The following is a 23,932-nucleotide window of genomic DNA, read 5'->3' on the forward strand; positions in this document are numbered from 1 at the left end:
GGTGGCTTGCGGCGCAAAGTGCCGCGGGCCGAATTGCGGGAACCTTTCTGCTGACGGAGCATCTGACGGGCATGATCTCGTGATGACGCCGCAAAGGAAAGGCCCCGATGAAGCCGATTGTGCATGCGCTGGATCGTGCAAGAGCCGCTCAAACCGAATCCGACAAGCCGACCCGGGCCGAAGTCGAGGCCGCAGTCCGCACCATCATCCGCTGGACCGGTGACGATCCCGAGCGGGATGGTCTGCTTGAAACTCCGGCGCGCGTGACGCGTTCGTTCGAGGAATTCTTTGCGGGGTACGACCAACGTCCCGCGGAGATCCTGGAGAAGACCTTCGAGGAGATCGAAGGCTACGACGAAATGATTGCCCTGCGGGGCATCCGCTTCGAGAGCCATTGCGAGCATCACATGGCGCCGATCATCGGTCAGGCCTGGGTTGCCTACATCCCGAACGGCCGCGTGGTCGGCATCAGCAAGCTCGCACGGGTGGTCGATATCTATGCCAGGCGTTTGCAGATCCAGGAGAAGATGACGGCGCAGATCGCCAACACCATCAACGACGTCTTGAGGCCTCAGGGCGTGGGCGTCATCATCAAGGCGTCGCATCACTGCATGACGACCCGTGGTGTGCACAAGCCGGACAGTGACCAGCCGCATGCTGGGTTGCTTTCGCGACAATGCGCTAACCCGCCAGGAATTCCTCGGGATAGCGGTTTAGAGCGTCACAGGGCGATGGAGGAATGATATGGCCGATCAGCAAGCTCCTTCCGGTCCGGATCTGACACAGGGCGTGGCACTCTCCGACTTCCCGGGCGCGATGCTGCTCGGCCATGTCGGCGACGAGGACGTGCTGCTGGTGCGTTCGGGCGCGGATATCTTCGCCATCGATGCGCATTGCAGCCATTACCATGGCCCGCTCGCCGAAGGCCTTCTTGAGGGCGAGACCGTCCATTGCCCCTGGCATCACGCCTGTTTCGATATTCGCACCGGTGAAGCGACCGCCGCGCCCGCCTTCAGCGCGCTCGCGGTCTGGAAGGTCGAGCGCGACGGCGATCGCATCATCGTGCGCGAGAAGCGCGCGCAGCCGAAATTCCGCGTCAAGGGTCCGGTGGATGCGCCCGGCAGCATCGTGATTGTCGGCGGCGGCGGGGCAGGGTTTGCCGCCGCCGAGATGCTGCGACGACAAGACTATCGCGGCAGCATCGTCATGCTGAGCGGCGAGGCCACGCCGCCGGTGGATCGGCCGAACCTGTCAAAGGACTTCCTCGCCGGCAGCGCGCCGGAAGACTGGCTGCCGCTGAAGCCGAACAGTTTCTATGCTGACGCGGCGATCGATCTCAGGCTCAGGACCGAGGTCCAGTCGATTGACGCCGGCCGCCGCAACGTCGTGCTCGCCGGCGGCGATACGATTCCATATGACCGGCTGCTGCTGGCGACCGGCGCAGAGCCGGTGCGGCTGCCGATCCCGGGCGCGGACCAGCCCCATGTTCATGTGTTGCGCACCGTCGACGATTGTCGGGCGATCATCGCCGCGGCCAGCGGAGCGCGCCGCGCGGTCGTGATCGGTGCAAGCTTCATCGGCCTCGAGGTGGCGGCCTCGCTGCGCGCGCGCCAGATCGAGGTGCACGTGGTCGGGTTGGAACAGCGGCCGATGGAGCGCGTGCTCGGGCCTGAGATGGGCGATTTCGTCCGCGCGCTGCACGAAGAGCGTGGCGTCGTGTTCCACCTCGGCGACACCGTGACCGCGATCGAGGCCAAGCGTGCGCACCTGAAGGGCGGGCCCGTGCTCGAGGCCGATCTCGTCTTGGTCGGTGTCGGCGTGAAGCCGCGGCTGGCGCTGGCGGAAGCGGCCGGGCTCGCGATCGATCGCGGCGTGAGGGTCGACGCCTATCTCGAAACCAGCGCTCCCGGCATCTACGCGGCCGGCGATATCGCGCGCTGGCCCGATCCGCACAGCGGCGAGACGATCCGGGTCGAGCACTGGGTGGTGGCGGAGCGCCAGGGCCAGACCGCCGCGCGGAATATGCTTGGGCAGCGCGAGGTCTTCGACGCGGTGCCGTTCTTCTGGAGCCAGCATTACGACGTGCCGATCAACTATGTCGGCCATGCCGAGCAGTGGGACGAGATCGCGGTGGATGGCAGCATTGCCGGCAGGGATTGCGTGCTGCGCTACAAGCGTGGCGGGCGCGTGCTCGCGGTCGCATCGGTCTATCGCGACCTCGATAGCCTCAAGGCCGAGGTCGCAATGGAGCGGGCGGCAGCCTGACCGCTTTCTCCTCAAGGATGTTCGTAGCCCGGATGGAGCGGATCGAAATCCGGGTGAGCCTGTCCACTCGATGAGAACCCCCGATTGCGCGGAGCCTGTCATCGGGCGCGCGTTCGCGCGACCCGTTGGCTCCATCCGGGCTACGCATTCTTCATCCGGGCATTACATTCTTCGTCATGACCGGGCTTGTCCCGGGCATCGACGTCTTTACAATCTGCCCACAGCAAAACGCGGATGGCAGGGGCAAGCCCGGCCATGACGAGGGACGGAAACAACACACACCATGCTCAAGGAAGCCGCTACTTACGACGAGCTCTATCGCAACTTCCGCTGGGACGTTCCCGCGCGCTTCAACATGGCGACCGCGTGTTGCGACCGCCATGCCGACGGCACCGGGCGGCTCGCGCTGGTCTATGTCGACGAGGATGGCGGCACCACGCGCACCTCGTTTGACGAGGTCGCGGACGCCTCGCGCCGCTTCGCCAATGTGCTGACTGCCGACGGCCTGGTGCGCGGCGACCGTGTCGCGGTGTTCCTGTCGCAATCGCTCGAACTGCCGGTCGCGCATCTCGCGGCGTTTCGCGCCGCGATGATCTCAATCCCGCTGTTTGCGCTGTTCGGCGAGGACGCGCTCGAATTCCGCCTGTCGAATTCTGCGGCCAAGGCCGTGATCACCGATGAGGCTGGCTGGGAGAAGATCGCGAAAATCCGCGATCGTCTGCCCGAGCTGAAGAACGTCTATATCGTCGGCGAAAAGACGCCGGCGGGGACGAAACCGTTCTGGAGCGCGATCAAGTCGGCGTCGCCTGAGTTCGCGACCGTCGACACCTCGGCCGACGATCCCGCGCTGATCATCTACACCTCAGGCACCACGGGCAACCCGAAGGGCGCGCTGCATGCGCATCGCGTCGTGCTCGGCCATCTGCCCAATGTCGAGATGTGCCACAACTTCCTCCCCAAGCCCGGCGACCTGATGTGGACGCCGGCCGACTGGGCCTGGATCGGCGGCCTGATCAACGGCCTGTTCGCGTTCTGGTACCACGGCATTCCGATGGTCGGGCACCGCGCCCGCAAGTTCGAGCCGCAGGCGGCGATGCAGATGATGGCCGAGCTCGGCATCCGCAACGTGTTCCTGCCGCCGACCGCGCTGAAGCTGATGCGGCAGGCCGATGTGAAGAATTCCGGCGTCAGGCTGCGCAGCATCTTCACCGGCGGCGAGTCGCTCGGCGGCGAATTGCTCGACTGGGTGCGCGACACCTTCGGCATCGACGCCCATGAGGTGTTCGGTCAGACCGAATGCAATCTCGTGATCGGCAGCAATTCCAACCTGTTTCCGATCCGTCCGGGCTCGATGGGCCGCGCCACGCCCGGCTTCGACGTCCGCATCGTCAACGAGAAGGGCGAGGAGCTGCCGCGGGGCCAGCGCGGCATCATCGGCGTGCGCCAGCCGTGCCCCTGCACCATGATCGAGTACTGGCGCAATCCGGAAGCGACCGCTAAGAAATATGCCGGCGAATTCCTGCTGACCGGTGATCTCGGCGTGCAGGATGAGGACGGCTATTTCTGGTACGTCAGCCGCGAGGACGACGTCATCACCACGGCCGGCTATCGTGTCGGCCCGTCCGAGATCGAGCACACGCTGATGAAGCATCCGGCGGTCGCGATGTCGGCGGTGGTCGGCATCCCCGATCCGATCCGCACCGAATCGATCAAGGCCTGGATCGTGCTGCGGCCGGGCTACGCGCCGGGCGATGCCCTGGCGCGCGAGATCCAGGAATTCGTCAAGGTCCAGCTCGCCGCCCACGAATATCCGCGCTTCGTGCAGTTCGCCGACAGCCTGCCGATGACGGCGACGGGCAAGGTGCTGCGGCGCGAGTTGAGGGCGCTGGGGTAGTTTTCTCCGTCGTCGTCCCGGGCAAGCGCGGCGCGACCCGGCAACTGTTATGTTGGTTTGGTCTGCAGGTACGGCTTTCGGTCTCGCATCATGGCATTGAGGACCGTGAGCAGCTTCCTGGCGACGGCGATGAGGGCGAGTTTGGCTGGTTTTCCGGCCTGTCGCAGTCGTGCATAGAAGGCCTTGAACGGATCAGCTCTGCGAACTGCGTTGAGGGCCGCCATATAAAGGGCGTCACGAACGCGCTTTCGGCCGCCCGCAATCTTGCGCTTGCCGCGGAAGGTGCCGCTGTCGACGTTGAAGGGAGCAAGGCCAGCGAGCGCTGCGAGTTGTTTCGGTCCGACCCGCCCGAGTTCCGGCATCTGCGCGATGAGCTGCATGCAGGCCACGGGACCCACGCCGGGCAGCGAACGCATTAACTTCGCATCGTCCGCGATCTGCGCTTCGGCTTTAATCAATGCGCTGATGTCGGCCTCGATCCCGGCGATCTCGCTGTCGAGGACCTCGATGAGGCGGCCAATGCGTTCGGCCCTGGCGCGATCGTCGGCCTCGCTGCGCCGGTTCTTCTCCTGGGCGCGCATGAGGACCAGCTGATCCCGCCGTTTTGCAAGCCTCGCCAAGGCGCCCCGTGCAGGATCGGCGACCTGCTCGGGGGCGGGCTGCATGGCCCGCGCAAAGGCCGCCAGCATCCGCGCATCGATCGGATCGGTCTTGGCGAGCAGGCCGCTGGCCCGTGCAAAGTCGCGGGCACGGGCCGGGTTGATCCGTGCGAACTGGATCCCGGCCTGACGCAGCGCCTCGCGAAGCGCGAGGTCATAGATACCCGTCGCCTCGAAGACCACCAGCGCATCGCATTGCCAACGCGCCACCTGCTGTGTGATGGCCTGTGTCGCGTTGGCAATGCGCCTCGGCACGCCGTCAGCCTCATCAAAGATATCGAGGTGTTTTTTGGAGACGTCGATTCCGACGTAACGAAGAGCTATGATCACGGTGCCTGTCCCTGTGATGCGAGGTCTGTTGGCGCAGCCTCGTGCAACTGTTCAGGTTGATAGATGGAACGGGCGGGAGACCGAGCCGGCTCACGGCGTCAAGCGCCAAGGACCCAACGGCTTCCCGCCCACCCACATCCTGACAGACTTCCAAGACACAGGGACCCATAACCACAGGTGAAGTTGTTGCGCGACGCTGTGGCCCCCGCGAGGCCCACACGCAAAGCGGTGGTTATGGGTCCCGGCTTTCGCCGGGACGACGGTGGGATATGTTTACGGCATCGGGATTCCCAATTCCTTCAGCGCGGCCATCATGCGCGCTGGCGGCTGCATCGGGATCACCATGGCCTTGCCGGTCTCCACGAGGCTCTTCAGGCTGGAGAGGATCGCCGGCCAGCCGGTGCGGCCGCCCGACAGGATGTCGTCGCTGATCGGACGGTCATGCGATTGCAGCAGCGTCAGCTTCACGCCGTCGCCGGCCGGTTCGATCTCCCAGGTGACGAGCGTCGGCCCGAGCTTGTCGACCAGCTGCGGCCAGTTGACGTTGAAGGTGACGGTCAGACGCTTCAGGGCATCGCACTCGATCACCTCGCCGGAGATGTGCAGCGCGCCGTCAGGCGTGCGCACGACGTAGGCGCCGCCGAGGCGAAGATCGACCTCGACCGCGTTGCCGGAGAAATACTGCCGGCTGAGTTCGGCAGTGGTCAAAGCCTGCCACACCTTCTCGGGCGTGGCGGCGATGTAGATCGCGTAGACGATCGCCGGTTTGAATTTTTCGATGTTCATGTCCGTTCGCACCCGTCGATAGATTTTCATTGTCATTCGAAGCCGTCGATCCCGAGCGCGACCGGCGGGATCGTGACCGCCTTGCCGGTCTCGAGCAGGCTCTTGAGTCCCGACAGGATCGCCGGCCAGCCCTTGGAAATGCCGTCGAGCAGCTTGCTGCCCGCGCCGAAGCCCTCATGGGTCACGGTCAGCTTCACGATCTTGCCATGGGCTTCGAGCGTGAAGACCACCTTGGTTGCCGGTTCCTTGCGAATGTCCTCGTCGAGCACGTGCTTGAAGGTGTAGGCGAGGCGCCGCGGCCGGTCGGCCTCGAGAATCTCGCCGGTGTCGGTTGTCTTGCCGCCCATCACCAGCGCGAGCGGCGAGCCGACCTTCCAGTCCGATTGCAGCTCGGTGTCGAACCAGTATTGCCGCGTGAACGTGCTCTTGGTCAGCGCGTCCCACAGCTTCTCCGGCGTGGTCTCGATGTAGGTGACGTAGGCGAATTCGGGCTTAGGCATGGTAGGCCTCCCTCGCGCCGCTGGTGAGCAGGTCGGCCGGCAGTTCGCGCCCGGTCTCCAGGAAGCTCTTCAGGCTTGCGATCACCATCGGCCAGCCGCCGGAGATGTCGCGCAGCGTCTTCGGACCCAGATTATCATGCGTCACGGTCAGCTTGACCACTCCGCCGTGGGGTTCGATGTCGAAGGTCACGCGCGAGACCTGTTCGCGCTCGACGCCTTCCTTCACCACATCCCAGGTGTAGGCGAGCTTTTTCGAGGGATCGGCGATCAGCACCTCGCCCTGCACGCTGCGGCGGCCGTCCTTGGTGAGAGAATAAAGCGAGCCGACCTTCCAGTCGGAGCTGACGCGATAGCCGAACCAGAAGCGTTCGGTGAAGTCGCTCGATGTCAACGCGTGCCACAGCTTGTCGGCGGTGGTCTCGATATAGGTGACGTAGACGTAGTCCGGTTTACTCATCACGCTTCTCCAATTGTCTTTTCAACTCGCTCAGCGCGGCGAGTTTCCCGCGCTCGAACTTCCTGATCCACCGCTCGCCGATCTGATGGATCGGAACCGGGTTGAGATAGTGCAGCTTCTCGCGGCCATGCTTGATCGTGGTGACGAGGTTGGCCTCCTCGAGAATCACAAGGTGCTTGGTGACGGCCTGACGCGTCATGTCGAGACCGTCGCAGAGCTCACCGAGCGTCTGCCCGTTCTGATCGTGAAGCCGGTCAAGCAGCGTTCGCCGTGAGGCATCCGCGAGGGCTTTGAAGACTTCATCCATGGGTCGAATAATAGGCAACCAAATGGTTGCATGTCAAGAGCGTGTGTTTGGAGGCCGGCGGCGCCGTGCTAGCCTTGCCGGCAGCCAACGCAGATTGGTGTGGAACATTGGGTGGTGCGCATGGGTGGTCGTGTTACGGCAGCTTGCTGCACGTTCTTTCTTGTCCTGTTCGCGAATGGCGCGAGCGCCCAGCAGAAGATCGGCGACCCGCCCGAAGCCTCCAACATGAGGCTGGTTGGAACCAGCGATTTGCAGGCCCGCAGCGCCTATCAGCCGACCATTCATCATCAGGGCGACAAATGGATCGCCTATATCGGCCATCACGGCGGCACCGACGACGTTCCCGATCCTGTCAACCCGATGACCGGCAAGGCCGAGCCGAACGGCACCTCGATCGTCGACGTCACCGATCCCGCACATCCGAAATATCTGCGGCACGTTCCCGGACAGGAAGGCAAATATGAATCCGGCGGCGCGCAGATGGTGCGGATCTGCGACGGCAAGGATCTGCCGAAGGGCGACCGCAACGCGGTCTACATGCTGCGCACCTTCGGCAGCGAGGCGCATGAAATCTGGAACGTCGCCGATCCCGCCAATCCGGTGCTCGTCACCCGGATCGGCGGGTTGAAGGACACGCACAAGAGCTTTTGGGAATGCGGCACCGGCATCGCCTTCCTGGTGTCGGGCGCGCCGGATTGGCGCACGCGGCGCATGACGCAGGTCTATGATCTCTCCGATCCCGCGCAGCCCACGAAGATCAGGGATTTCGGCCTGCCCGGGCAGGAGCCGGGTGCGACCGGCGCGGTGCCGACCGAACTGCACGGGCCGATCTCGACCGGGCCAACGGGCAATCGCGTCTATTTCGGTTATGGCACCAACAAGGGCGGCTTCCTGCAGATCGTCGACCGCGACAAGCTGTTGAACGGACCGAAGCAGCCGACCCCGGACAATCTGAAATTCCCGGAGATCGCGCGGATGCCGCTGTCGGCGATGAACGGCGCGCATACGGTGTTTCCGATGCCCGGTATGCCGATCGCCGAATTCGCCCGCGACAAGGATGGCAAGAGCCGGGACATCGTGATGATCGTCGACGAGGCGATCCAGAACGAATGCGGCGAGGCGCGCCAGATGGTGTGGTTCGCCGACGTCACCACCGAGGCGCGGCCGATGCTGATCTCGAGCTACACGGTGCCCGAGGCCTCCGGCGCGTTCTGCGAGCGCGGCGGCCGGTTCGGGTCGCATTCGTCGAACGAGAGCATGGCGCCGGTCTACTACAAGAAGCTGGCGTTTATCGCCTTCTTCAACGCCGGCGTCCGCGCGCTCGACATCCGCGATCCCTACCACCCGAAGGATGTGGGCTACTTCATTCCCTCCATCACGGCGGCGACCGACAAGCGCTGCGTCACGATCGACGGCAAGGACCGCTGCAAGGTCGCGATCCAGACCAACAATGTCGAGACCGACGAGCGCGGCTACATCTATGCGGTCGACCGCGCCAACACCGGCCTCCACATCCTCGAACTGACCGGCGAGGCGCGCGCCGTCGCCGGTCTGCCGTGAGCGCGCGATGATGCGCTCATGGCCGGTCATCGCGGCGATGTTCCTGGCGCTCGGCGGGCTCTCCGCCGTTGCCGGCTACGAGATGGCGCCGCCGCGCGCGGCCGCGTGGCGTGAAATCGCCTGGCCGTTCCCGCGCGACGGCTGGCCCGCCGGCCGCGCCTTCCGCTGCGGCGCGGCGGAGTGCGGTGACGACGTCGAGGTTTATCTCAGGCCGAAACTCGGCTTCTGCAACTGCGACAGCGGCGTCGCCGATGACGACGAGGTCGATCGCGTCGCCGATGTCGACATGATCGGACCGCGCTTTGTGCCGCTGAAGGCGGGCGATGCCGTTGCTGTCGCCGACATGCCGGGGCGGATCAGGGTCTATGATCTCGAAATGCCCAAGGGGAAGCGCATCGCGATCGGCATCGCGGTGTCGCATCGCTGCGACCTGATGGCGGTGGCGGCGCAGGGCAGGGGAGATGCCGCAGGGGTGCAGCGGGCGACGTTGAAGTTTCTGGAGTCGCGAGAGATCAGAGCATGGATGATTACGGCAATGGAGGGACATTGAGGAACCCGTCTCTCGCATGCGAAAATGGTGTCGTCACCCGCGAAAGCGGGTGACCCAGTATTCCAAAGACGCTGATGCTTGGCTGATGGGCCGCGGCGTACTGGATACCCCGCTTTCGCGGGGTATGACAGAGATGAGCAGGAGCCGCTTCCTCTTCGCCTGTCCTATGTGCATAATTCAGCTTCACCGTCAGTGAGCTCCCCATGTCCCTGCAAGCCTATTTCGCCTTCGTCGCCGCCTGCATTGCGCTGGCGCTGTTGCCCGGTCCGATCGTCACGATGGTGATCGCCAACGGGCTGCGCTACGGCACGTGCGCTGCGCTCACCAACGTGCTGGGCGCGCAGGTCGGACTTGCGATCGTGATCGGCACCGTCGCGGTCGGGCTGACCTCGCTGATGGCGACGATGGGCTACTGGTTCGACTGGGTGCGCTTTGCCGGTGCCGCCTATCTGGTCTGGCTCGGCTTCAAGCTGATCCGCTCGCCGGTCGAGGGCGTCAGCACCGACGACACGCCGCCGCCGCCGCGCGGAGGCTTCTTCCTGCAGGGCTTTCTGGTGCTGCTCTCGAACCCGAAGGTGCTGGTGTTCTTCGGCGCCTTCATCCCGCAGTTCATGGATATGGACAAGCCGCACGTCCCGCAGGTGGCGCTGCTCGGCCTTACCTTCATGGCGACCGCCGTGCTGACCGATGCCGCCTACGCCTTAGCGGCCGGCCGGGCCCGCAAGTTCTTCTCCAAGGAGCGGACCCGGCTGATGTCGCGCATATCAGGCGGCTTCATGATCGGTGGCGGCATCTGGCTGGCGCTGACCCGGGCGCGCTGAAGCCGCCGGGCGATAGGCTCAAAATCGCCGCCGACAAGGCCACGATTCCCGGCGTCGGCAAACTTCGCAGACGTTTGCTCTAGCCCGGAGGCCGTCGGCCATGCTTTGATCCGCGACGGAAGCTAACCCATCGTCTGGGAGCAGGCCTTGACTACCGTGAATCGGCGCCTGGCAGCGGTTCTGGCGGCGGATATCGCCGGCTACAGCCGGCTGATGGGAATCGACGAGGAAGGCACCTTGGCCAGGCTGAAGTTGGTCAGGCGGATGCTGCTCGATCCGACGCTGGCTGCGCATCGCGGTCGCGTCGTCAAAACGACCGGCGACGGAATACTCGTTGAATTCGCCAGCGCCGTCGATGCGGTGCGCAGTGCGGTTGAAGTGCAGCGCCGAATAGCCGATCAGAATGCTGCCGTGCCGCTGGAACAGCGTCTCGAATTCCGAATCGGAATCCACGTCGGCGACATCATTTTTGATGACAACGATATCTTTGGCGACGGCGTCAACATCGCAGCGCGGCTGGAAGGGATTGCCGAACCGGGTGGCGTTTGCATTTCCGACGACGCGCAACGGCAAGTTCGCGGCAAGGTCGATGCGACCTTCGAGGACTTGGGGCCGCAGCTTCTGAAGAATATTGCGGAGCCAATTCGTGCTTGGAGGCTTCGCGTTGGTGACGCCTGCGCAGCGGCCACGGTCGCGAAACCCGCCTTCACCCCTCCGGCCTCCCCGCCCGCGCTTGCCGAGAAGGCCTCCATCGCGGTGCTGCCGTTCCAGAATATGAGCGGCGATCCGGAGCAGGAATACTTTGCCGATGGCGTCGTCGAGGACATCATCACGGCGCTATCGCGTTTCAGATCGTTGTTCGTGATCGCGCGCAATTCAAGCTTCACCTACAAGGGAAAGCCCGTCGACATCAAGCAGGTCGGGCGCGAACTCGGTGTGCGATACGTGCTCGAAGGTTCGGTGCGCAAGTCGAGCGGCCGCGTTCGGATCACCGCGCAACTGATCGAGGCCGGCAGCGGTGCGCATCTCTGGGCAGACAGGTTCGACGGCGAACTGAAGGACGTGTTCGACCTGCAGGACCAGGTCACCGCAAATGTTGTCAGCGTGATAGCGCCAAAAATCCAGCAGAGCGAGATCGAACGAACCCGAAGCAAGCCGACCGATCGTCTCGACAGCTACGATCTCTTCCTGAGAGGCATTGCGGCCTATGCAGACCGCTCCAAGTGGGGCGACGCCGAACTGGGCGAGTGGTTCAACAAGGCCTGCGCGCTTGATCCCAATTATGCGGCCGCTCAGATTATGCTGGCCTATTCGTCGCTGCTGAAACAGACCACGCGCGGTACGCCCCCCGGCGCGGAGGAGTTGGCAGAGGCGCTGCGGATCGCCGAACTCGCCTGCGCGCTGGCGAGTGACGATCCGTTCGTGCTGGCTCGCGCGGCTCACATGTTTGCCTATCTCGGCCACGACTACGATCGCGCTGAGACGATGATCGAAGAGGCGATCTCGCTCAATTCGAACGATGCTGCGGCGTGGGGATATCGCGGCTGGATTTCGCTCATGTGCGTCCAGCCGGCACGCGCGATCGAAAGTTTTGGGCATAGACTCCAGCTCAGCCCGATCGACCCCGGGCGGGCGTCCATGTGGAACGGAATCAGTTTCGCGTATTTCATGCTCGATCAGTATGAGCAGGGCCGTGCGGCGGCCGCCAAGGCGCTGGTGATCGGCGAAGACGCACACACGCTCAGCGCATTGATCATGAATGAAGTCGGCTCGGGGCGCCTCGACGAGGCGCGCGTCATCGCCGGCCGCCTGCTCAAACTGCGGCCCGATTTCCGCGCTTCCTACGCGCGGCAGAATTTTCCGACCAGGAGCGTCGAATGGGGCGACCGCATGGTCGCCGTGCTGTGTGAGGCCGGCATTCCGGCGTAGGAATTCCTGGATCTATGCATTCCAGACGCGACGTTGCCTCGGGGCCGCGAATGGGCGCTTGATCCTACGCCACGATCCGCTCGACGACGTCGCGCACCAGGCCCGTCAGCAGCTCGAGCTTGTATCCGGTCATCGGTAGCGGCCTGGCTCCCGAGGTCACCAGTTCGGCGGCCTGCGCGATGGTCGCCGCGTTAATCTGCTTGCCCTGCAGTGCCGCCGCGGACGCGATAAGCCGCAGCGGGACCGGAGCGATGCCGCCGGCGGCGATGTGGACCTGCTGGAACGCGCCGCCGGAGATCACGGTCCGCACGCAGATCTCGACCAGCGGCCATTCCGCATGCGTCCGGCTGATGGCGCGCTTGCACAGCGCGCGCTCACCGGCCAGCGGGGCAGGGAGCTCGATCCGCTCGATCCGTTCGCCCGGTGCAAGCAGATTGTCGGCCGCACCATTGCTGCCGTCGCCGAGCAGCTCTGAGATCGACAAGCCGCTGCGCCGGTCGGTGGCGACCTTCGCATCATAGGCGAGCAGCGCCATCGCCATCGTCGATGGATGCGGCGCCACGCATGGGCCGAGATCGAACGCGACGTGATAAAGGTGATTGCCGGATCGCGCCGGACAGTCGGCGCCGCCCTTCTTGAGACAGGCGATCTGCGGATTGCGGAAATACCAGCAGCGCGAGCGCTGGGCGAGGTTGCCGCCGAGCGTCGCCATGTGCCGGATCTGCGGCGTGGCGAGGCCCTGCGCGGCTGCGGCGATGCCGGGGTAAGCCTCGGCGAGCCGCGGATCGGATGCGATCGCAGCGATCGTGGTCAGGGCGCCGATGCGGGCCGAGCCGTCCGCATTCCACGCAATGCCGATCGTGTCGGGACTGGCGGCGAGATCGATGATCACGCCGCACGACAGGCCGCTGCGGCGACGTTCCGACAGGTCGGTGCCGGCGGCGCGGAATTCGGGCGCGGATATGACGTCTGCAGTCGCGACACTCATGCGGCATCCCTCCCTTTCAGGGCGGCGACGATGCGATCGGGCCGGATCGGAATCTCGGTGAGGCGGACGCCGATCGCGTTGTGGATCGCGTTGGCGACGGCGGCCGAGGTCGGCACCGTCGACGCCTCGCCGATGCCGACGCTGTTGCCGAGCACATGGTCGAAGCCGGCTTCGTCGAAATGGACGTCGATCTCCGGCGTGTCGGCGATCCCCGGGATGCGGTAGTCCTCCATCCCCGCGGTCAGGACGTCGCCGCTGCTCGGATCGAGCTCGCGTGCCTCATAGAGTGCGTAGCCGAGGCCCTGGATCACCGCGCCGCAAGCCTGGCTGCGCGCCAGCGCTGGGGAAGCGATCCTGCCGACCGCGATGCCGGTGTGCACGTTGAGCACGCGGACATGGCCGAGCCAGGTGTCGACCTCCACCTCGATCACCTGCACCGAGCTCGGCACGCCGGCGCCGACCGCGATGTTCGAGAAGCGGCGCATCATCCAGCCGAACACCATGCCCATCAGGCCGACTTCGCGCAGCGGCGAGCGGATGCCGGGCGCGGTGTTCTTGCCGTCCTCGCCGCGCGTCTCCACCACCGCGATGTCGGGCGAGCGTGCGATCAGCTCGCGCCAGGGCGCGTTCGAGCCGGGCGCCGGCTTTCGCGTGGCCTGTTCGAGCATCGCGGCCTTCAGCTTCCGCACCGCCAGCAATGTCGGCGGCATCACCGAGGCGGTGACGCGGCTGCCGCCGGAGCCGGGGCCTTCGGGCAGCGAGGAATCGCCGATCCGCACATCGATCTCAACGGGTTCGAGATCGAACTCGCGCGCGATCGCGTCGGCAAGCACGCTGCGGGTGCCGGTGCCGATGTCCTGCGTCGCCGTGCTGGCGACGATGCGGCCGCCCTTGACCGCGACCTCGACCTTCACCTTGGGCTGCCAGAGATAGAGCCAGTAACCGGTCGCGACCCCGATGCCGCGGCGATAGCGCCCGTTCTGCGGCGGTTTGCGGTTGCGCCAGATCTCGAGCCCTGATGCCCAATCGTAGAGTCGCTGCCGGTTGGGATCGGGATCCCAGCGCTTGCGCAAGGCGATCGGATCGACGTTGAGCCGCAGCGCGGCCTCGTCGATCGATTGCTCCACGGCGAATGCCATCGGCGGACCGCCGGGGCCGCGGAAGGCGGCGCCGGGCGGCAGATTGCTGATGACGTCGAAATCCGAAAGATCCTTCGCCTCGGCCGGATAGATCAGCCGTGCCAGGCCCGCGATCGTCGAGTTAGTCGCGGCCCCGGTGTCGGCGTGCGCGGTGACGGAGAGCGCTTTCAGGCCGCCCTGGTCGGAAGGCAGCAGCGCGACCTTCAGCTCAGCAGCCGGCCGATAGCCGGCGACCGAGAGTTCTTCCTGGCGATCATAGGCGACCCGCACCGGCGCTTTCGCCGCGCGGGCAAGCTCGATCGCGGCGATCGCCTCGGTCCCCAGGCTCGCCTTCGACCCGAACCCGCCGCCGACGTGGTCGGCGATCACGCGGACCTTGTCGTGATCGAGCTTGTAGCGCTTTGCGATCTGCTCCTTGAGGTGAAACACCTGCTGGGTCGAGGCGTGCAGGGTCAGCCGGTCGCCGTCGAAGCGCGCCACCGCGGCGTGGGGCTCGAGACATGCATGCTGTTGCGTCGCGGTGCGGAAGGTGGCTTCGACGAGCAGTTTGTTGTTGGCCTGGCGCGCCTCGTCGACCCAGTTGCGGGCCTTCTTGGCGCGGGTCGAGAACACAGCGGTCGGCCCGCGGATGTTCTGCTTCCAGGGCGCCGGCCCGCCGGCCGCCTCCGAGACGTTGCCGGCCCGCTTGCGGCTTGCCTTGTCGAACACCACGGGCGCGCCGTCCTTGCGTCCGGCGTCGAGCCCGATCACGGCGGGCAGGCGTTCGCTGATCAGCCTGATCGCGGCCAGCGCGGCCAGCGCGCTCTTGCGGTCTTTTGCGGCGACCGCGGCAATCGGCTCGCCGACATAGCGCACGATCCGGTCGTCGCCGAGCAGCGACACCGCGGTAACGCCGGCAAGCGCGCGCGCCGGCGCGAGATCGAGCGTGGTGATGCGCGCATGCGCCTCGCGCGAGCGCAGGATCAGGCCTTCGAGCTGGCCGTCATGATGGATGTCGACGGTGTATTTCGCCGCGCCCGTCACCTTGTCGCGCGCCTCGATGCGGGGCGCCGTGACATGATCGCCGTCGAAGTGGCCGGCGCAGGCATCCGCCACCGCGCGAAAAATCCCGTCATAGGCGCCGCAGCGGCAGAGATGGCCGGACAGTGCCGCGCCGATCTCCTCGCGCGACGGCACCGCCGTTCCCCTGGTCTCGCGCCAGCGGTCGCAGAACGCGGTCGCTTCCACGATGAAGCCGGGGGTGCAGAAGCCGCATTGCAAGGCGTCATGCGCCATGAACGCCTTCTGCACCGGATGCAGCCCGGACGCGCCGATGGCTTCCACCGTCGTCACCGATTTGCCGGCGGCGGCGTGCGCCGGCATCAGGCAGCTTGCGACCGGCGCGCCGTCGACCAGTACGGTGCAGGCGCCGCAAACGCCGGCGCCGCAGACGAGCTTGGTGCCGGTGAGCTTGAGCTGGTCGCGCACGATGTCGATCAAGAGCGCATCGGGATCATCGGGCAGGGATTCGACGCGGCCATTGATGGTCGTCGTGCTCATGGATGTCCTCCGCTTGTACTGCGTGTCGGCCTTTTGGGGATCGCCGGCTTCTTGACGGGCGGCTTCTGCGATTTCGGATTGGATTTCGGTAGCGCGCCGGCGCAGAGCGTCCGCACTATGATCGCCATGTCCTTCAGGAACGCCTCCGACGGCTGCATCGCCGGATACTGCGACTTCGCTGCGTACATCGCCATTTCGACCAGCCGCGCGAATTCGGCCGGCGAGAGGTCTTGCGGCAGCGCGAGCTGCTGCTTCCGCACGACCCGCGTGATCGTCGCGACCATGCGTTCCGCATAGCGCGCGGCGTAGGTCTGGTAGAGGTCGCGCGCGTGCACGAGGTGCTCGGAATACAATTCCTCGAGATGCGGCGAGCCGTCCAGCGACCCGATCATGGTCGACATCCGCGCGGTCATGCCCGCGGCCAGGATGTTGCCGAGATCGCCGCCCGCCGTCTCCGCCGCGGCAACGGCGGTCTCCTCGGCCGCGATCGCGGATTCATGCACGCGCTCGATCACGGCGCGGAACAGCGCTTCCTTGGATTCGAAATGATGATAGAGCGCCTGCCGTGTCAGGCCGGCCGCCTCGGCGACCTGCTCGATCGAGGAGCGGCGAAAGCCGTGCCGGCGGAACACCAGCATGGTGGCATCGAGAATGCGGGTTTTCGGTCCCATTTGACGATTTTGACAAATATAGAAGAACTGTCAAATCGCGATTTGGTGAGGAGGCGATGCTGGAGCTTGATCACCATTCCGCGAGGCCGCCGCGCCGCCCGCCCCCGTGTGAACCGCCTTTCGAATGGTCGCGTCGAAGAAACGTGGAGCTCCAAAGGCGAGCCTTCTCGTCCGGAGCTTGCGAGGATAACGCACATGACCCAGGTCTTTTTCCATTGCTCGACCACGCACGGGGTACTGATGGATCGCCGCGGCACCTCGGTGACCAGCCTCTCGGAGGCCTGCGAGGCGGCGACGTGCATGATGCAATCGCTGGTCGCAACGGTCAGCCTGGAAGACTGGCGCGACTGGGTCGTGCATGTCAGCGACGAGTCCGGCGAGGAGATCGTGATCCTGTCCTTCGCATCCGTCCTCGGCCAACCGCACTGAGGGCGCCATGCTGTCATTGCACGCATCATTGCTCCTTCTGCGCGACAGCTTGAACGCGATCACGACGGGCTTGCAGAATCTGATCGCGCGAATTCGCGACCCCTACCGGCCCGAGCTGCACTACATGCGCGGACCGGGCCCCAAATGGCATGCCAAGCATGCCGTGCGAGCCGCGGCCGGTTGAACGCGGCGCTGTTCAGCTCTCGCTTTTCGCAGGGCGATGCATCTCGCGCCGCCACGCCGCCGGGCTGACGCCGACCACGGCGGAAAACACCCGCGTGAAGTGGCTTTGATTGGCAAAGCCGGCGGAAATCGCGATCTCGGACAGCGACAGGTCGCGCGCCGCCATCAGCTGCTTGGCCACCTTCAGGCGCTGCTGAAGCAGCCATTGGTGCGGCGGCAGGCCGGTGGAGATGCGGAAGGCGCGCGAAAAATGGCCGACCGACAGATCGAGCTCGGCCGCGATCTGCTTCAGCGAAATCTTCCCGCTGAGGTCGGACTCGAGCTTTTCGCAGGCGCGGTTGATCTGCCAGGCGGCGAGGCCGCCACGGGTCGGTCCGGTCGGGTGTTGTATTCCGCCATAGGTCCGGGTGACGTGCGCGGTCAGCGCCAGCATCATGTGATCGATGAACAGCTGGTTGGTCTCGTCCGGCCGACGCAATCCCTCGCGCAGCAGCGCCCCGACGTGGCGAATGACGCCGTCGTCGTGACCGGTGCCGATTTCGCAGGCCAGTTCGCCGATGCGCGGCGAGCCGGTCTGTTCGGCGAAATCAGTGAGCGCCGAGCGCGGCAGATAGAAGAACAGCGAGTGGAACGGCTTGTCGATCACGTAGCGCGGATCGCGTTTGAGATCGTAGAGATAGGTCGCGCCCGCCGGGATATCCCGCTTCATGAGGCACTTGCCGCCCTCCCACAATTCGCAGTCCGGATAATCGTGCAGCTTCAGGCTGACGAGAAAGGCATCCTCGGCGGTGAGCGATCCGGACAGCCCGGGCACCGGGTTGTCGTCCCGTGTTTCGGTGACCGCGAGTTCGGCGCTGCGCAGCGTGCGCGTGATCAGCGCCGGCGGCGTGTCCTTCAGGCGCAGGAATTGCCCGAGCCGCTGCCCGTAGGCGCCCGCCTGTGTCATCTGCGTTGAGTCCATCATTGATGTGCAGCCGGGCAGGGACCTGTCAGCCATCCTGCGAAGCCGTCACTCATTATCCGGGATTGCTGCTGCGCAGTCCAGTTTGCTCACGCAATCATGAACGACCTGCCCGCCGATCGCGGCCAAGCGATTCCAGAGCGATTTCAATTGCCTTGGTTCGATCGGCCGTACCCGGCGCAGAAATATCGCAGCGCTGCGCTTGGCGCAGAATTGGGCAAAGCATGGCCGTTTCAGGAAAGACATTCGAATTGCACGGCGCTTAGGTCCGGCGGGCAGTTCCGCGCCTCACCGGTCCCACAGACCGGCCCGCAAGGAGGGAGCGCATGAGCCTTCAAACGCGAGCACAGGTGATGAGTAAGCCGATCCTGCACGATCCTTTGCGGGATTCGTCCGCCGCATCCGAAGCGCGGCCGGCCGAGGCACTGGCCGGCCCGCGCTGCCCGGCCGGCCAGGAGATGGCCCGTGTGCTCAAGACGCAGCCGCTTCGCATGGCGGCCGACCCCTCGAGCGGCGCGATCGCCTATTGGAAGCATGATGCCCTGCACGACGTGGTCAGGCCGATGGTCGACCATGTCGTCATGAGCTATCCCGCCGGCTCGCAGCGGCTGGAGCGGCGCACCGGCAGGGTGGCTTCGATCGGAACGGCACGGTCCGGGGTCGTGACGATCATTCCGGCCGGCTCGAGCTCGCGCTGGGATATCCACCAGTCGGTGCATGTCGTTCAGCTCTATCTTCCGCATGCGACGCTGGCGCACGTCGCCGGCGAAGCCGACACCGCGGCTCCCGGCGATCTGCTGGAGCGCACCGGGCACCCCGATCCGATTACATCGCGGTTGCTGCTGAGCGCCGCTGATGCGCTCGAGGGCAGCGCCGCGCTGGATGCGCTGTTCCGCCAGCAACTGACGGATCTCTTGGCCACGCGCCTGCTGTCGGCGCATGCCGGCGTGCCTGCCACCGTGCGGGCGACCGTGGGCGGTCTTGCGCCGACAGCGCTGCGCCGCGCCATCGAGCGGCTGCGCTCGGACAGCGATGCGGACGTCTCGCTCGCGGCGCTGGCGGCGGAGGCCGGCCTGTCGCGTTTTCACTTCTGCCGGGCTTTCAAGGAAAGCACCGGGCTCTCGCCGCATGCCTGGCTGCGCCAGCACCGGCTCGAGCAGGCCATGAACATGCTGCGCGACACCGACGCATCCGTGGTCTCGATCGCAGCGGCGCTCGGCTACAGTTCGCAGACCGCGTTCGCGGCCGCGTTCAGGAAGCTGACCGGCGAAACCCCGAGCGACTGGCGACGGCGCCTGCGGTAGAGCGTTTTCGAGCGCAGAATCGAAAATGCTCTAGTGTGCTGAATGCGAAGTTCGTGCGATTTCGCGGCAGCCACTTTCACGAACTTCGCATTCATAAAGCACACCAGAATCATAAGTTTGCTAGTGTCCTTATCGAATCCGAAGTTCGCTCCGAAGGTGCGGCAAATGATGCGAACTTCGGATGCGGGACACTAGCCGCAATCGCTCTTCAGGTCGGGCAATCGCTCTGGGGCACTCATACGGCCAATTCGCTAGATCACCGTGGCGCCCATGCCAATAACGGAGACAAGCGATGGCCTGGAAGGATTTCGGTAGCTCCCTTGCAGTCACGCGACGACGCCGGGTCCTCGCGACTGCACTGATGTACGGACTTACGCTCACCGTCCGCTTCACGTCGGCAACCGGCGAGGATGCCGATGCGCCGGCGCAGGCCGTTCAGGGCGCCGATGCCATGACGTCGGTGACGATCAGCGACGCCGCCCAGGCGCTGTACCGCGACTGGCTCCCGGGGGCCGCGCTGCCGATCGGCCTTCAGCATGGATCGCTGTCGGGCGCGAGAGGCTGCCGCGCAGCGTGCATGCCTGCGGCGCGCACGCCGTTCCTGTCGAGCTGCGCCCGGCAATAGGCGCTCGCCCTTTCACCTCTTCGCGTCGCCGATCGCGACAGGCTTCGCCGCACGCGGCGGCAACGCGCGGACATCAGAGACTGTCAACCCAGAGGAGTCATAACATGCGAATTGTCATCATTGGCGCCGGCTTTGCCGGCATGTACGCCGCGCTCTCCGCAGCCCGCCTGCGCGACATCAAGGGCGTCTCGCCCGAGGAGCTCGAGATCGCGCTGGTCGCGCCGGAGCCGACCCTGGTGGTGCGCCCGCGGCTCTACGAGCCGAAGCCGGAGACGCTGACCGCGCCGCTGCTCGACGTCTTCAACGCGATCGACGTCGTCTATGTGCAGGGCAGCGCCGAAGCCGTCGACACCAAGGCCCGCACCGTGCAGATCGTCACCGCCAAGGACGCGCGCAAGACGCTGCCTTATGATCGCCTTGTGGTGGCGACCGGCAGCCGGCTGTTCCGTCCGAACGTGCCCGGCCTCGCCGAACATGGCTTCAGCGTCGACAACCTTGCGGACGCGATCGCGCTCGACCGCCATCTGCATGGCCTCGCCAGGCAGCCGGCATCAGTGGCGCGCGACACCGTCGTCGTCGCCGGCGGCGGCTTCACCGGCATCGAGGCCGCGACCGAGATGCCGGCGCGGCTGCGCGAGATCCTTGGCGAGGACGCCAGGCCGCGCGTCGTCATCGTCGATCGCAATGCCGCGATCGCGCCCGACATGGGCGAGGGCCCGCGTCCGATCATCGAGGACGCGATGCGCAAGCTCGGCGTCGAGGGCCGCTTCGGCGCCGGCGTCGCCGAGGTCAGCAAGTCCGGCGTCACGCTGTCCAGCGGCGAGCACATCGAGGCTGCGACCGTGGTCTGGGCGGCGGGCATTCGCGCCGCGCCGCTGACCACGCAGATCCCGGCGGAACGCGACAATTTCGGCCGGCTGCTGGTTGATCGCGATCTGCGCGTGCCGTCGGTCGCGGGCGTGTTCGCCACCGGTGATGCGGCGCGCGCCGCATGCGACGATGTCGGCAATTACGCGCTGATGTCGTGCCAGCACGCGACGCGGATGGGCGCGTTCGCCGGCAACAACGCCGCGGCCGAGCTGCTCGGTGTCCTGACCAAGCCGTATCACCAGAAGGCCTATGTCACCTGCCTCGACCTCGGCGAGGCCGGTGCGCTGTTCACCCGCGGCTGGGAGCGCAAGGTCGAGATGGTCGGCGACGTGGCCAAGAAGACCAAGCGGGAGATCAACACCGTCTGGATCTATCCGCCGCGCGCCGAGCGTGCCGCGGCGCTCGCATCCGCCGATCCGGAGCACGTCACCGAAGTCTGACGCTGAGCTCGGCGAGAGCACCGCAACTGCGATCATCGCTTCCGCGCACGGCGTCGTTCGATCGCTGTGCGCGGAACTGACTCGAAGTATCGCGGAGCGAAACGCAATTTAGAATCGTCCTTAGAAGCGCTCGAAAAATCTGAGGCGCATTGACGCAGTTTCGCTGCGTTCACGTTGCGAGCTCGCAACACCATCGGCGATAAGCCCAACACTGGACGTGTTCTAATCACCGATCGGCTGCGTACGTCTTTCATCGTGTTAGTGACGGCGAGGATGAAGGCGATGTGAGTTGACGGGGGTCGGATGTTTCGTCGCACTGCGCTGGCGGCCGGGTACATGGCCGGCAGCGGTTTGTTCGTGCTGAGTGTGGTGATGCCGCGTGAAAGCGTTGCGCAATCGGCGCTGCCGCCGGTGACGGTCGAGGCGCCGAAACAACAGCAGCAGGCGCGGCGAACGCAGCCGGCGCGACGCGCGGCGCGTCCTGCGCGCACGACGCCGCGATCGATCGCGAACCGGGCGCCCGCGCAAGCGCAGAACGTTCCATCACGGTGGGCGGGTGGCGGCGGCGAGCGCGGCAACGGGCCGGTCTCCGGCTATCTCGCCAGCCAGAGCGTCACCGCAACCAAGACCGACACCCCGGTGCTCACGACGCCGCAGTCGATCTCGATCGTCACCCAGGATCAGATCCAGGCGCAGGGTGCGCAGAACATCACCGAAGCGCTGCGCTACACGCCCGGCGTGACGATCGAGAGTTTTGGCGCCAACGCGTTCTTCGACGAGTTCAAGCTGCGGGGCTTCACCGCGCCGCGCTATCTCGACGGGCTGCGGCTGCCGACCGACACCACGACCTTCGCGGTTCCGCGCATCGAGACCTACGGTCTCGAGCGCATCGAGGTCCTGAAGGGGCCGTCATCCGGCCTCTATGGACAATCCGATCCGGGCGGCCTGTTGAACCTGGTCAGCAAGCGGCCCACCGAGACGCCGCATTACGAGATCGAGGGGTCGTTCGGCTCGTTCGATCGCTTCCAGGGCGCCTTCGATATCGGTGGTCCCGCCGACAAGGACGGCCGGTTCCTTTACCGCATCGTCGGCCTTGGCCGCGACAGCAACAGCCAGACCGACTTCGTTCAGGACAACAAGCTGTTCATCGCGCCGAGCTTCACCTGGCGGCCGACCTACGACACCAGCTTCACCGTGCTCTCGCAGTACCAGAAGGTCGACAACAAGGGTTACCAGCAATACGTCCCGGGACAGGTGTCCTTCCTGCCCAACCCCAACGGACATATTCCCTACAGTCGTTACCTCGGCGAGCCCGGGCTGGACGGCTATCATCTCGAGCAGTTCGCGGTCGGCTACGCGTTCGAGCATCGCTTCGACAACATCTTCCAGTTCCGGCAAAACCTCCGCTACACCCAGGTCAGCAACGACCTCGCCTCGGTGCGGACCGAAGGCATGGTGACGGATCGTCTGGTCGCGCGCAGCTACAACTACGTCAAGGCCAATGCCGCCAATGTCGCGCTCGACAATCAGCTGCAGGCGGATTTCGCGACCGGGCCGCTGGTCCACAAGGTGCTGGCCGGCGTCGACTACTTCGATCTGTGGGCGAACACGGACTATCGCACGACGCCGATCGCGCCGATCGATGCCTATAGTCCGGTCTACGGCACCGCCGTTCCGTCAGCCAGCTCGCTGGCGCCGTTCATTCTGCGCGACGACAGGCAGTCGCAGCTCGGCGCCTATCTGCAGGATCAGATCAAGCTCGATCGCTGGACGTTGACCATGAGCGGGCGCCAGGACTGGGTCAGCTCCGGCTTCACCAGCATGGCGTTCTATCCGCCCGCCGGCCATTATTCGCGCGACGACTCGGCGCAAACCGGGCGCATCGGCCTGAGCTACCTGTTCGATATCGGCCTGGCGCCCTATGTCAGCTACGCGACCTCGTTCACGCCGAACCTCGGCACCGACAGCGCCGGCCGGTCGTTCAGGCCGACGACAGGCGAGGGCGCGGAGGTCGGTGTCAAGTTCAAGCCAAACGGCTCGAACTTCATGGTGACGGCGGCGGCGTTCGATATCCGTCAGCAGGACGTGCTGACGGCCGATCCCATCAATCCGCTCTTCAACGTGCAGACCGATGCCGTGCGCGTCCGCGGCCTCGAGCTCGAGCTGAAGGGCAATCTGACGCGCGAGTTCGAGATCACGGCGGGATACACCCACCTCGATCCGCGGGTGACGACGAGCATCGCCGGCTATGCCGGCAAGTACATGATGAACACGGCACAGGACCAGGGCGCGGTCTGGGGTAAGTATACCTGGTATGACGGCGCGCTCGCGGGCCTTGGGCTCGGCCTCGGCGTGCGCTATGTCGGCGAGACCTACGGCGACAACTTCAATACCTTTGTCATTCCCTCCTATGCCTTGCTCGATGCGGCGGTCAGCTACGACTTCGCCTATCTGCGGCCCGACCTGAAGGGATGGAAGGCACAGGTCAACGTGACCAATCTGACCGACCACTTCTACGTTGCATCCTGCCTGACCGGGCTTCCCTATTGCGGCCTCGGCAATGGCCGCACGGTGCTGGGCACGATGAAGTACACCTGGAACTAAAGCATGATCCCGAAAAGTGCGAAGCGTTTTTCGGAAAAGATCATGCTTCAACAAAAGCATGATCCGGAAAAGTGCGAAGCGGTTTTCCGAACAGATCATGCTTCAACAAGAGGCTAAAGCT

21 protein-coding genes and 1 pseudogene are annotated in these 23,932 nt (G+C 65.4%); 13 read left to right on the forward strand and 9 right to left on the reverse strand.

Annotated features, from left to right (window positions below):
* Positions 1–107: 107 nt before the first annotated feature.
* From folE to ACE10X_RS08385, 3 genes and pseudogenes are all read left to right on the forward strand, one after another.
* A pseudogene (folE, locus tag ACE10X_RS08375) lies at positions 108–717 on the forward strand (GTP cyclohydrolase I FolE).
* 27 nt (positions 718–744) lie between these two features.
* Positions 745–2,265, forward strand: a complete 1,521-nt coding sequence (locus ACE10X_RS08380) for an FAD-dependent oxidoreductase (RefSeq protein WP_375764154.1) — start codon at positions 745–747, stop codon at positions 2,263–2,265.
* Positions 2,266–2,548: 283 nt separating this feature from the next.
* The gene (locus ACE10X_RS08385) at positions 2,549–4,159 is read left to right on the forward strand and encodes an acyl-CoA synthetase (RefSeq protein ID WP_038386868.1); all 1,611 of its coding nucleotides are present in this window, start codon (positions 2,549–2,551) and stop codon (positions 4,157–4,159) included.
* Positions 4,160–4,206: 47 nt separating this feature from the next.
* On the opposite strand, the gene ACE10X_RS08390 is transcribed toward ACE10X_RS08385, so the two are convergent.
* From ACE10X_RS08390 to ACE10X_RS08410, 5 genes are all read right to left on the reverse strand, one after another.
* The gene (locus tag ACE10X_RS08390) at positions 4,207–5,148 is read right to left on the reverse strand and encodes an IS110 family transposase (RefSeq protein WP_375764155.1); all 942 of its coding nucleotides are present in this window, start codon (positions 5,146–5,148) and stop codon (positions 4,207–4,209) included.
* Positions 5,149–5,421: 273 nt separating this feature from the next.
* Positions 5,422–5,934 (reverse strand): SRPBCC family protein, encoded by a 513-nt coding sequence (locus ACE10X_RS08395; protein WP_304557543.1) that lies wholly within the window; start codon positions 5,932–5,934, stop codon positions 5,422–5,424.
* Positions 5,935–5,966: 32 nt separating this feature from the next.
* Positions 5,967–6,434 (reverse strand): SRPBCC family protein, encoded by a 468-nt coding sequence (locus ACE10X_RS08400; protein WP_038386861.1) that lies wholly within the window; start codon positions 6,432–6,434, stop codon positions 5,967–5,969.
* Positions 6,427–6,891 (reverse strand): SRPBCC family protein, encoded by a 465-nt coding sequence (locus tag ACE10X_RS08405; RefSeq protein WP_038386860.1) that lies wholly within the window; start codon positions 6,889–6,891, stop codon positions 6,427–6,429. The genes ACE10X_RS08400 and ACE10X_RS08405 overlap by 8 nt, the downstream gene beginning before the upstream one ends.
* Positions 6,884–7,198 (reverse strand): helix-turn-helix transcriptional regulator, encoded by a 315-nt coding sequence (locus tag ACE10X_RS08410; protein WP_028343393.1) that lies wholly within the window; start codon positions 7,196–7,198, stop codon positions 6,884–6,886. The genes ACE10X_RS08405 and ACE10X_RS08410 overlap by 8 nt, the downstream gene beginning before the upstream one ends.
* Positions 7,199–7,318: 120 nt before the next feature.
* On the opposite strand from ACE10X_RS08410, the gene ACE10X_RS08415 reads away from it, so the two are divergent.
* The 4 genes from ACE10X_RS08415 to ACE10X_RS08430 all read left to right on the forward strand — a co-directional run bounded on the left by ACE10X_RS08415 (position 7,319) and on the right by ACE10X_RS08430 (position 12,058).
* Positions 7,319–8,758 (forward strand): LVIVD repeat-containing protein, encoded by a 1,440-nt coding sequence (locus ACE10X_RS08415; RefSeq protein WP_375764156.1) that lies wholly within the window; start codon positions 7,319–7,321, stop codon positions 8,756–8,758.
* Positions 8,759–8,765: 7 nt separating this feature from the next.
* Positions 8,766–9,308: a hypothetical protein gene (locus ACE10X_RS08420; protein ID WP_038386859.1), complete on the forward strand. Its 543-nt coding sequence runs from the start codon at positions 8,766–8,768 to the stop codon at positions 9,306–9,308.
* A gap of 203 nt (positions 9,309–9,511) precedes the next feature.
* Positions 9,512–10,129, forward strand: coding sequence for a LysE family translocator (locus ACE10X_RS08425; RefSeq protein WP_375764157.1), 618 nt, complete (start codon positions 9,512–9,514; stop codon positions 10,127–10,129).
* A gap of 213 nt (positions 10,130–10,342) precedes the next feature.
* Positions 10,343–12,058 carry an adenylate/guanylate cyclase domain-containing protein gene (locus ACE10X_RS08430; protein ID WP_375764573.1) on the forward strand — a complete coding sequence of 572 codons (1,716 nt, stop codon included), beginning with the start codon at positions 10,343–10,345 and terminating at the stop codon, positions 12,056–12,058.
* Between the two features lie 64 nt (positions 12,059–12,122).
* Here the strand turns inward: ACE10X_RS08430 and ACE10X_RS08435 are convergent, their stop codons facing one another.
* From ACE10X_RS08435 to ACE10X_RS08445, 3 genes are read right to left on the reverse strand one after another with little or no spacing between them, the layout of a single operon-like run.
* Complete coding sequence (locus tag ACE10X_RS08435) at positions 12,123–13,046, reverse strand: xanthine dehydrogenase family protein subunit M (RefSeq protein WP_038386856.1); 924 nt, start codon at positions 13,044–13,046, stop codon at positions 12,123–12,125.
* Complete coding sequence (locus tag ACE10X_RS08440) at positions 13,043–15,724, reverse strand: molybdopterin-dependent oxidoreductase (RefSeq protein WP_375764158.1); 2,682 nt, start codon at positions 15,722–15,724, stop codon at positions 13,043–13,045. The genes ACE10X_RS08435 and ACE10X_RS08440 overlap by 4 nt, the downstream gene beginning before the upstream one ends.
* A complete protein-coding gene (locus ACE10X_RS08445; RefSeq protein WP_038386854.1) occupies positions 15,721–16,395 on the reverse strand; it encodes a TetR/AcrR family transcriptional regulator in 675 nt (224 codons plus the stop codon). The genes ACE10X_RS08440 and ACE10X_RS08445 overlap by 4 nt, the downstream gene beginning before the upstream one ends.
* Positions 16,396–16,590: 195 nt before the next feature.
* Between ACE10X_RS08445 and ACE10X_RS08450 the strand changes: the two genes are divergently transcribed.
* On the forward strand, positions 16,591–16,824 hold the full coding sequence (locus ACE10X_RS08450; protein ID WP_375764159.1) for a DUF6894 family protein: 234 nt from the start codon (positions 16,591–16,593) through the stop codon (positions 16,822–16,824).
* A gap of 7 nt (positions 16,825–16,831) precedes the next feature.
* Positions 16,832–17,008, forward strand: coding sequence for a hypothetical protein (locus ACE10X_RS08455; protein WP_162832436.1), 177 nt, complete (start codon positions 16,832–16,834; stop codon positions 17,006–17,008).
* Positions 17,009–17,020: 12 nt separating this feature from the next.
* Here the strand turns inward: ACE10X_RS08455 and ACE10X_RS08460 are convergent, their stop codons facing one another.
* Positions 17,021–17,953 (reverse strand): AraC family transcriptional regulator, encoded by a 933-nt coding sequence (locus ACE10X_RS08460; protein ID WP_038386864.1) that lies wholly within the window; start codon positions 17,951–17,953, stop codon positions 17,021–17,023.
* 368 nt (positions 17,954–18,321) lie between these two features.
* On the opposite strand from ACE10X_RS08460, the gene ACE10X_RS08465 reads away from it, so the two are divergent.
* The 4 genes from ACE10X_RS08465 to ACE10X_RS08480 all read left to right on the forward strand — a co-directional run bounded on the left by ACE10X_RS08465 (position 18,322) and on the right by ACE10X_RS08480 (position 23,811).
* On the forward strand, positions 18,322–19,272 hold the full coding sequence (locus ACE10X_RS08465; RefSeq protein WP_038386852.1) for an AraC family transcriptional regulator: 951 nt from the start codon (positions 18,322–18,324) through the stop codon (positions 19,270–19,272).
* Between the two features lie 292 nt (positions 19,273–19,564).
* Entirely contained in the window at positions 19,565–19,897 is a 333-nt protein-coding gene (locus ACE10X_RS08470) for a hypothetical protein (RefSeq protein WP_038386851.1), read from the forward strand.
* Between the two features lie 104 nt (positions 19,898–20,001).
* Complete coding sequence (locus ACE10X_RS08475) at positions 20,002–21,207, forward strand: NAD(P)/FAD-dependent oxidoreductase (protein WP_375764160.1); 1,206 nt, start codon at positions 20,002–20,004, stop codon at positions 21,205–21,207.
* Between the two features lie 336 nt (positions 21,208–21,543).
* Complete coding sequence (locus tag ACE10X_RS08480) at positions 21,544–23,811, forward strand: TonB-dependent siderophore receptor (RefSeq protein WP_375764574.1); 2,268 nt, start codon at positions 21,544–21,546, stop codon at positions 23,809–23,811.
* The last annotated feature ends 121 nt before the right edge of the window (positions 23,812–23,932 follow it).

Origin of the sequence: Bradyrhizobium sp. Pha-3, from assembly GCF_042258325.1 — a bacterium.
Classification (GTDB): domain Bacteria; phylum Pseudomonadota; class Alphaproteobacteria; order Rhizobiales; family Xanthobacteraceae; genus Bradyrhizobium; species Bradyrhizobium elkanii.

Excerpts from the sequence above, each read along its gene's own strand:
- ACE10X_RS08480 (WP_375764574.1), top strand. The coding sequence starts at position 21,544 with ATGGCCGGCAGCGGTTTGTTCGTGCTGAGTGTGGTGATGCCGCGTGAA.
- ACE10X_RS08430 (WP_375764573.1), top strand. The coding sequence starts at position 10,343 with ATGGGAATCGACGAGGAAGGCACCTTGGCCAGGCTGAAGTTGGTCAGG.
- ACE10X_RS08385 (WP_038386868.1), top strand. The coding sequence starts at position 2,549 with ATGCTCAAGGAAGCCGCTACTTACGACGAGCTCTATCGCAACTTCCGC.
- ACE10X_RS08415 (WP_375764156.1), top strand. The coding sequence starts at position 7,319 with ATGGGTGGTCGTGTTACGGCAGCTTGCTGCACGTTCTTTCTTGTCCTG.
- ACE10X_RS08420 (WP_038386859.1), top strand. The coding sequence starts at position 8,766 with ATGATGCGCTCATGGCCGGTCATCGCGGCGATGTTCCTGGCGCTCGGC.
- ACE10X_RS08465 (WP_038386852.1), top strand. The coding sequence starts at position 18,322 with ATGAGTAAGCCGATCCTGCACGATCCTTTGCGGGATTCGTCCGCCGCA.
- ACE10X_RS08410 (WP_028343393.1), bottom strand. The coding sequence starts at position 7,198 with ATGGATGAAGTCTTCAAAGCCCTCGCGGATGCCTCACGGCGAACGCTG.
- ACE10X_RS08425 (WP_375764157.1), top strand. The coding sequence starts at position 9,512 with ATGTCCCTGCAAGCCTATTTCGCCTTCGTCGCCGCCTGCATTGCGCTG.
- ACE10X_RS08455 (WP_162832436.1), top strand. The coding sequence starts at position 16,832 with ATGCTGTCATTGCACGCATCATTGCTCCTTCTGCGCGACAGCTTGAAC.
- ACE10X_RS08435 (WP_038386856.1), bottom strand. The coding sequence starts at position 13,046 with ATGAGTGTCGCGACTGCAGACGTCATATCCGCGCCCGAATTCCGCGCC.
- ACE10X_RS08440 (WP_375764158.1), bottom strand. The coding sequence starts at position 15,724 with ATGAGCACGACGACCATCAATGGCCGCGTCGAATCCCTGCCCGATGAT.
- ACE10X_RS08380 (WP_375764154.1), top strand. The coding sequence starts at position 745 with ATGGCCGATCAGCAAGCTCCTTCCGGTCCGGATCTGACACAGGGCGTG.
- ACE10X_RS08400 (WP_038386861.1), bottom strand. The coding sequence starts at position 6,434 with ATGCCTAAGCCCGAATTCGCCTACGTCACCTACATCGAGACCACGCCG.
- ACE10X_RS08405 (WP_038386860.1), bottom strand. The coding sequence starts at position 6,891 with ATGAGTAAACCGGACTACGTCTACGTCACCTATATCGAGACCACCGCC.
- ACE10X_RS08450 (WP_375764159.1), top strand. The coding sequence starts at position 16,591 with ATGACCCAGGTCTTTTTCCATTGCTCGACCACGCACGGGGTACTGATG.
- ACE10X_RS08460 (WP_038386864.1), bottom strand. The coding sequence starts at position 17,953 with ATGACACAGGCGGGCGCCTACGGGCAGCGGCTCGGGCAATTCCTGCGC.
- ACE10X_RS08475 (WP_375764160.1), top strand. The coding sequence starts at position 20,002 with ATGCGAATTGTCATCATTGGCGCCGGCTTTGCCGGCATGTACGCCGCG.
- ACE10X_RS08395 (WP_304557543.1), bottom strand. The coding sequence starts at position 5,934 with ATGAACATCGAAAAATTCAAACCGGCGATCGTCTACGCGATCTACATC.
- ACE10X_RS08470 (WP_038386851.1), top strand. The coding sequence starts at position 19,565 with ATGGCCTGGAAGGATTTCGGTAGCTCCCTTGCAGTCACGCGACGACGC.
- ACE10X_RS08445 (WP_038386854.1), bottom strand. The coding sequence starts at position 16,395 with ATGGGACCGAAAACCCGCATTCTCGATGCCACCATGCTGGTGTTCCGC.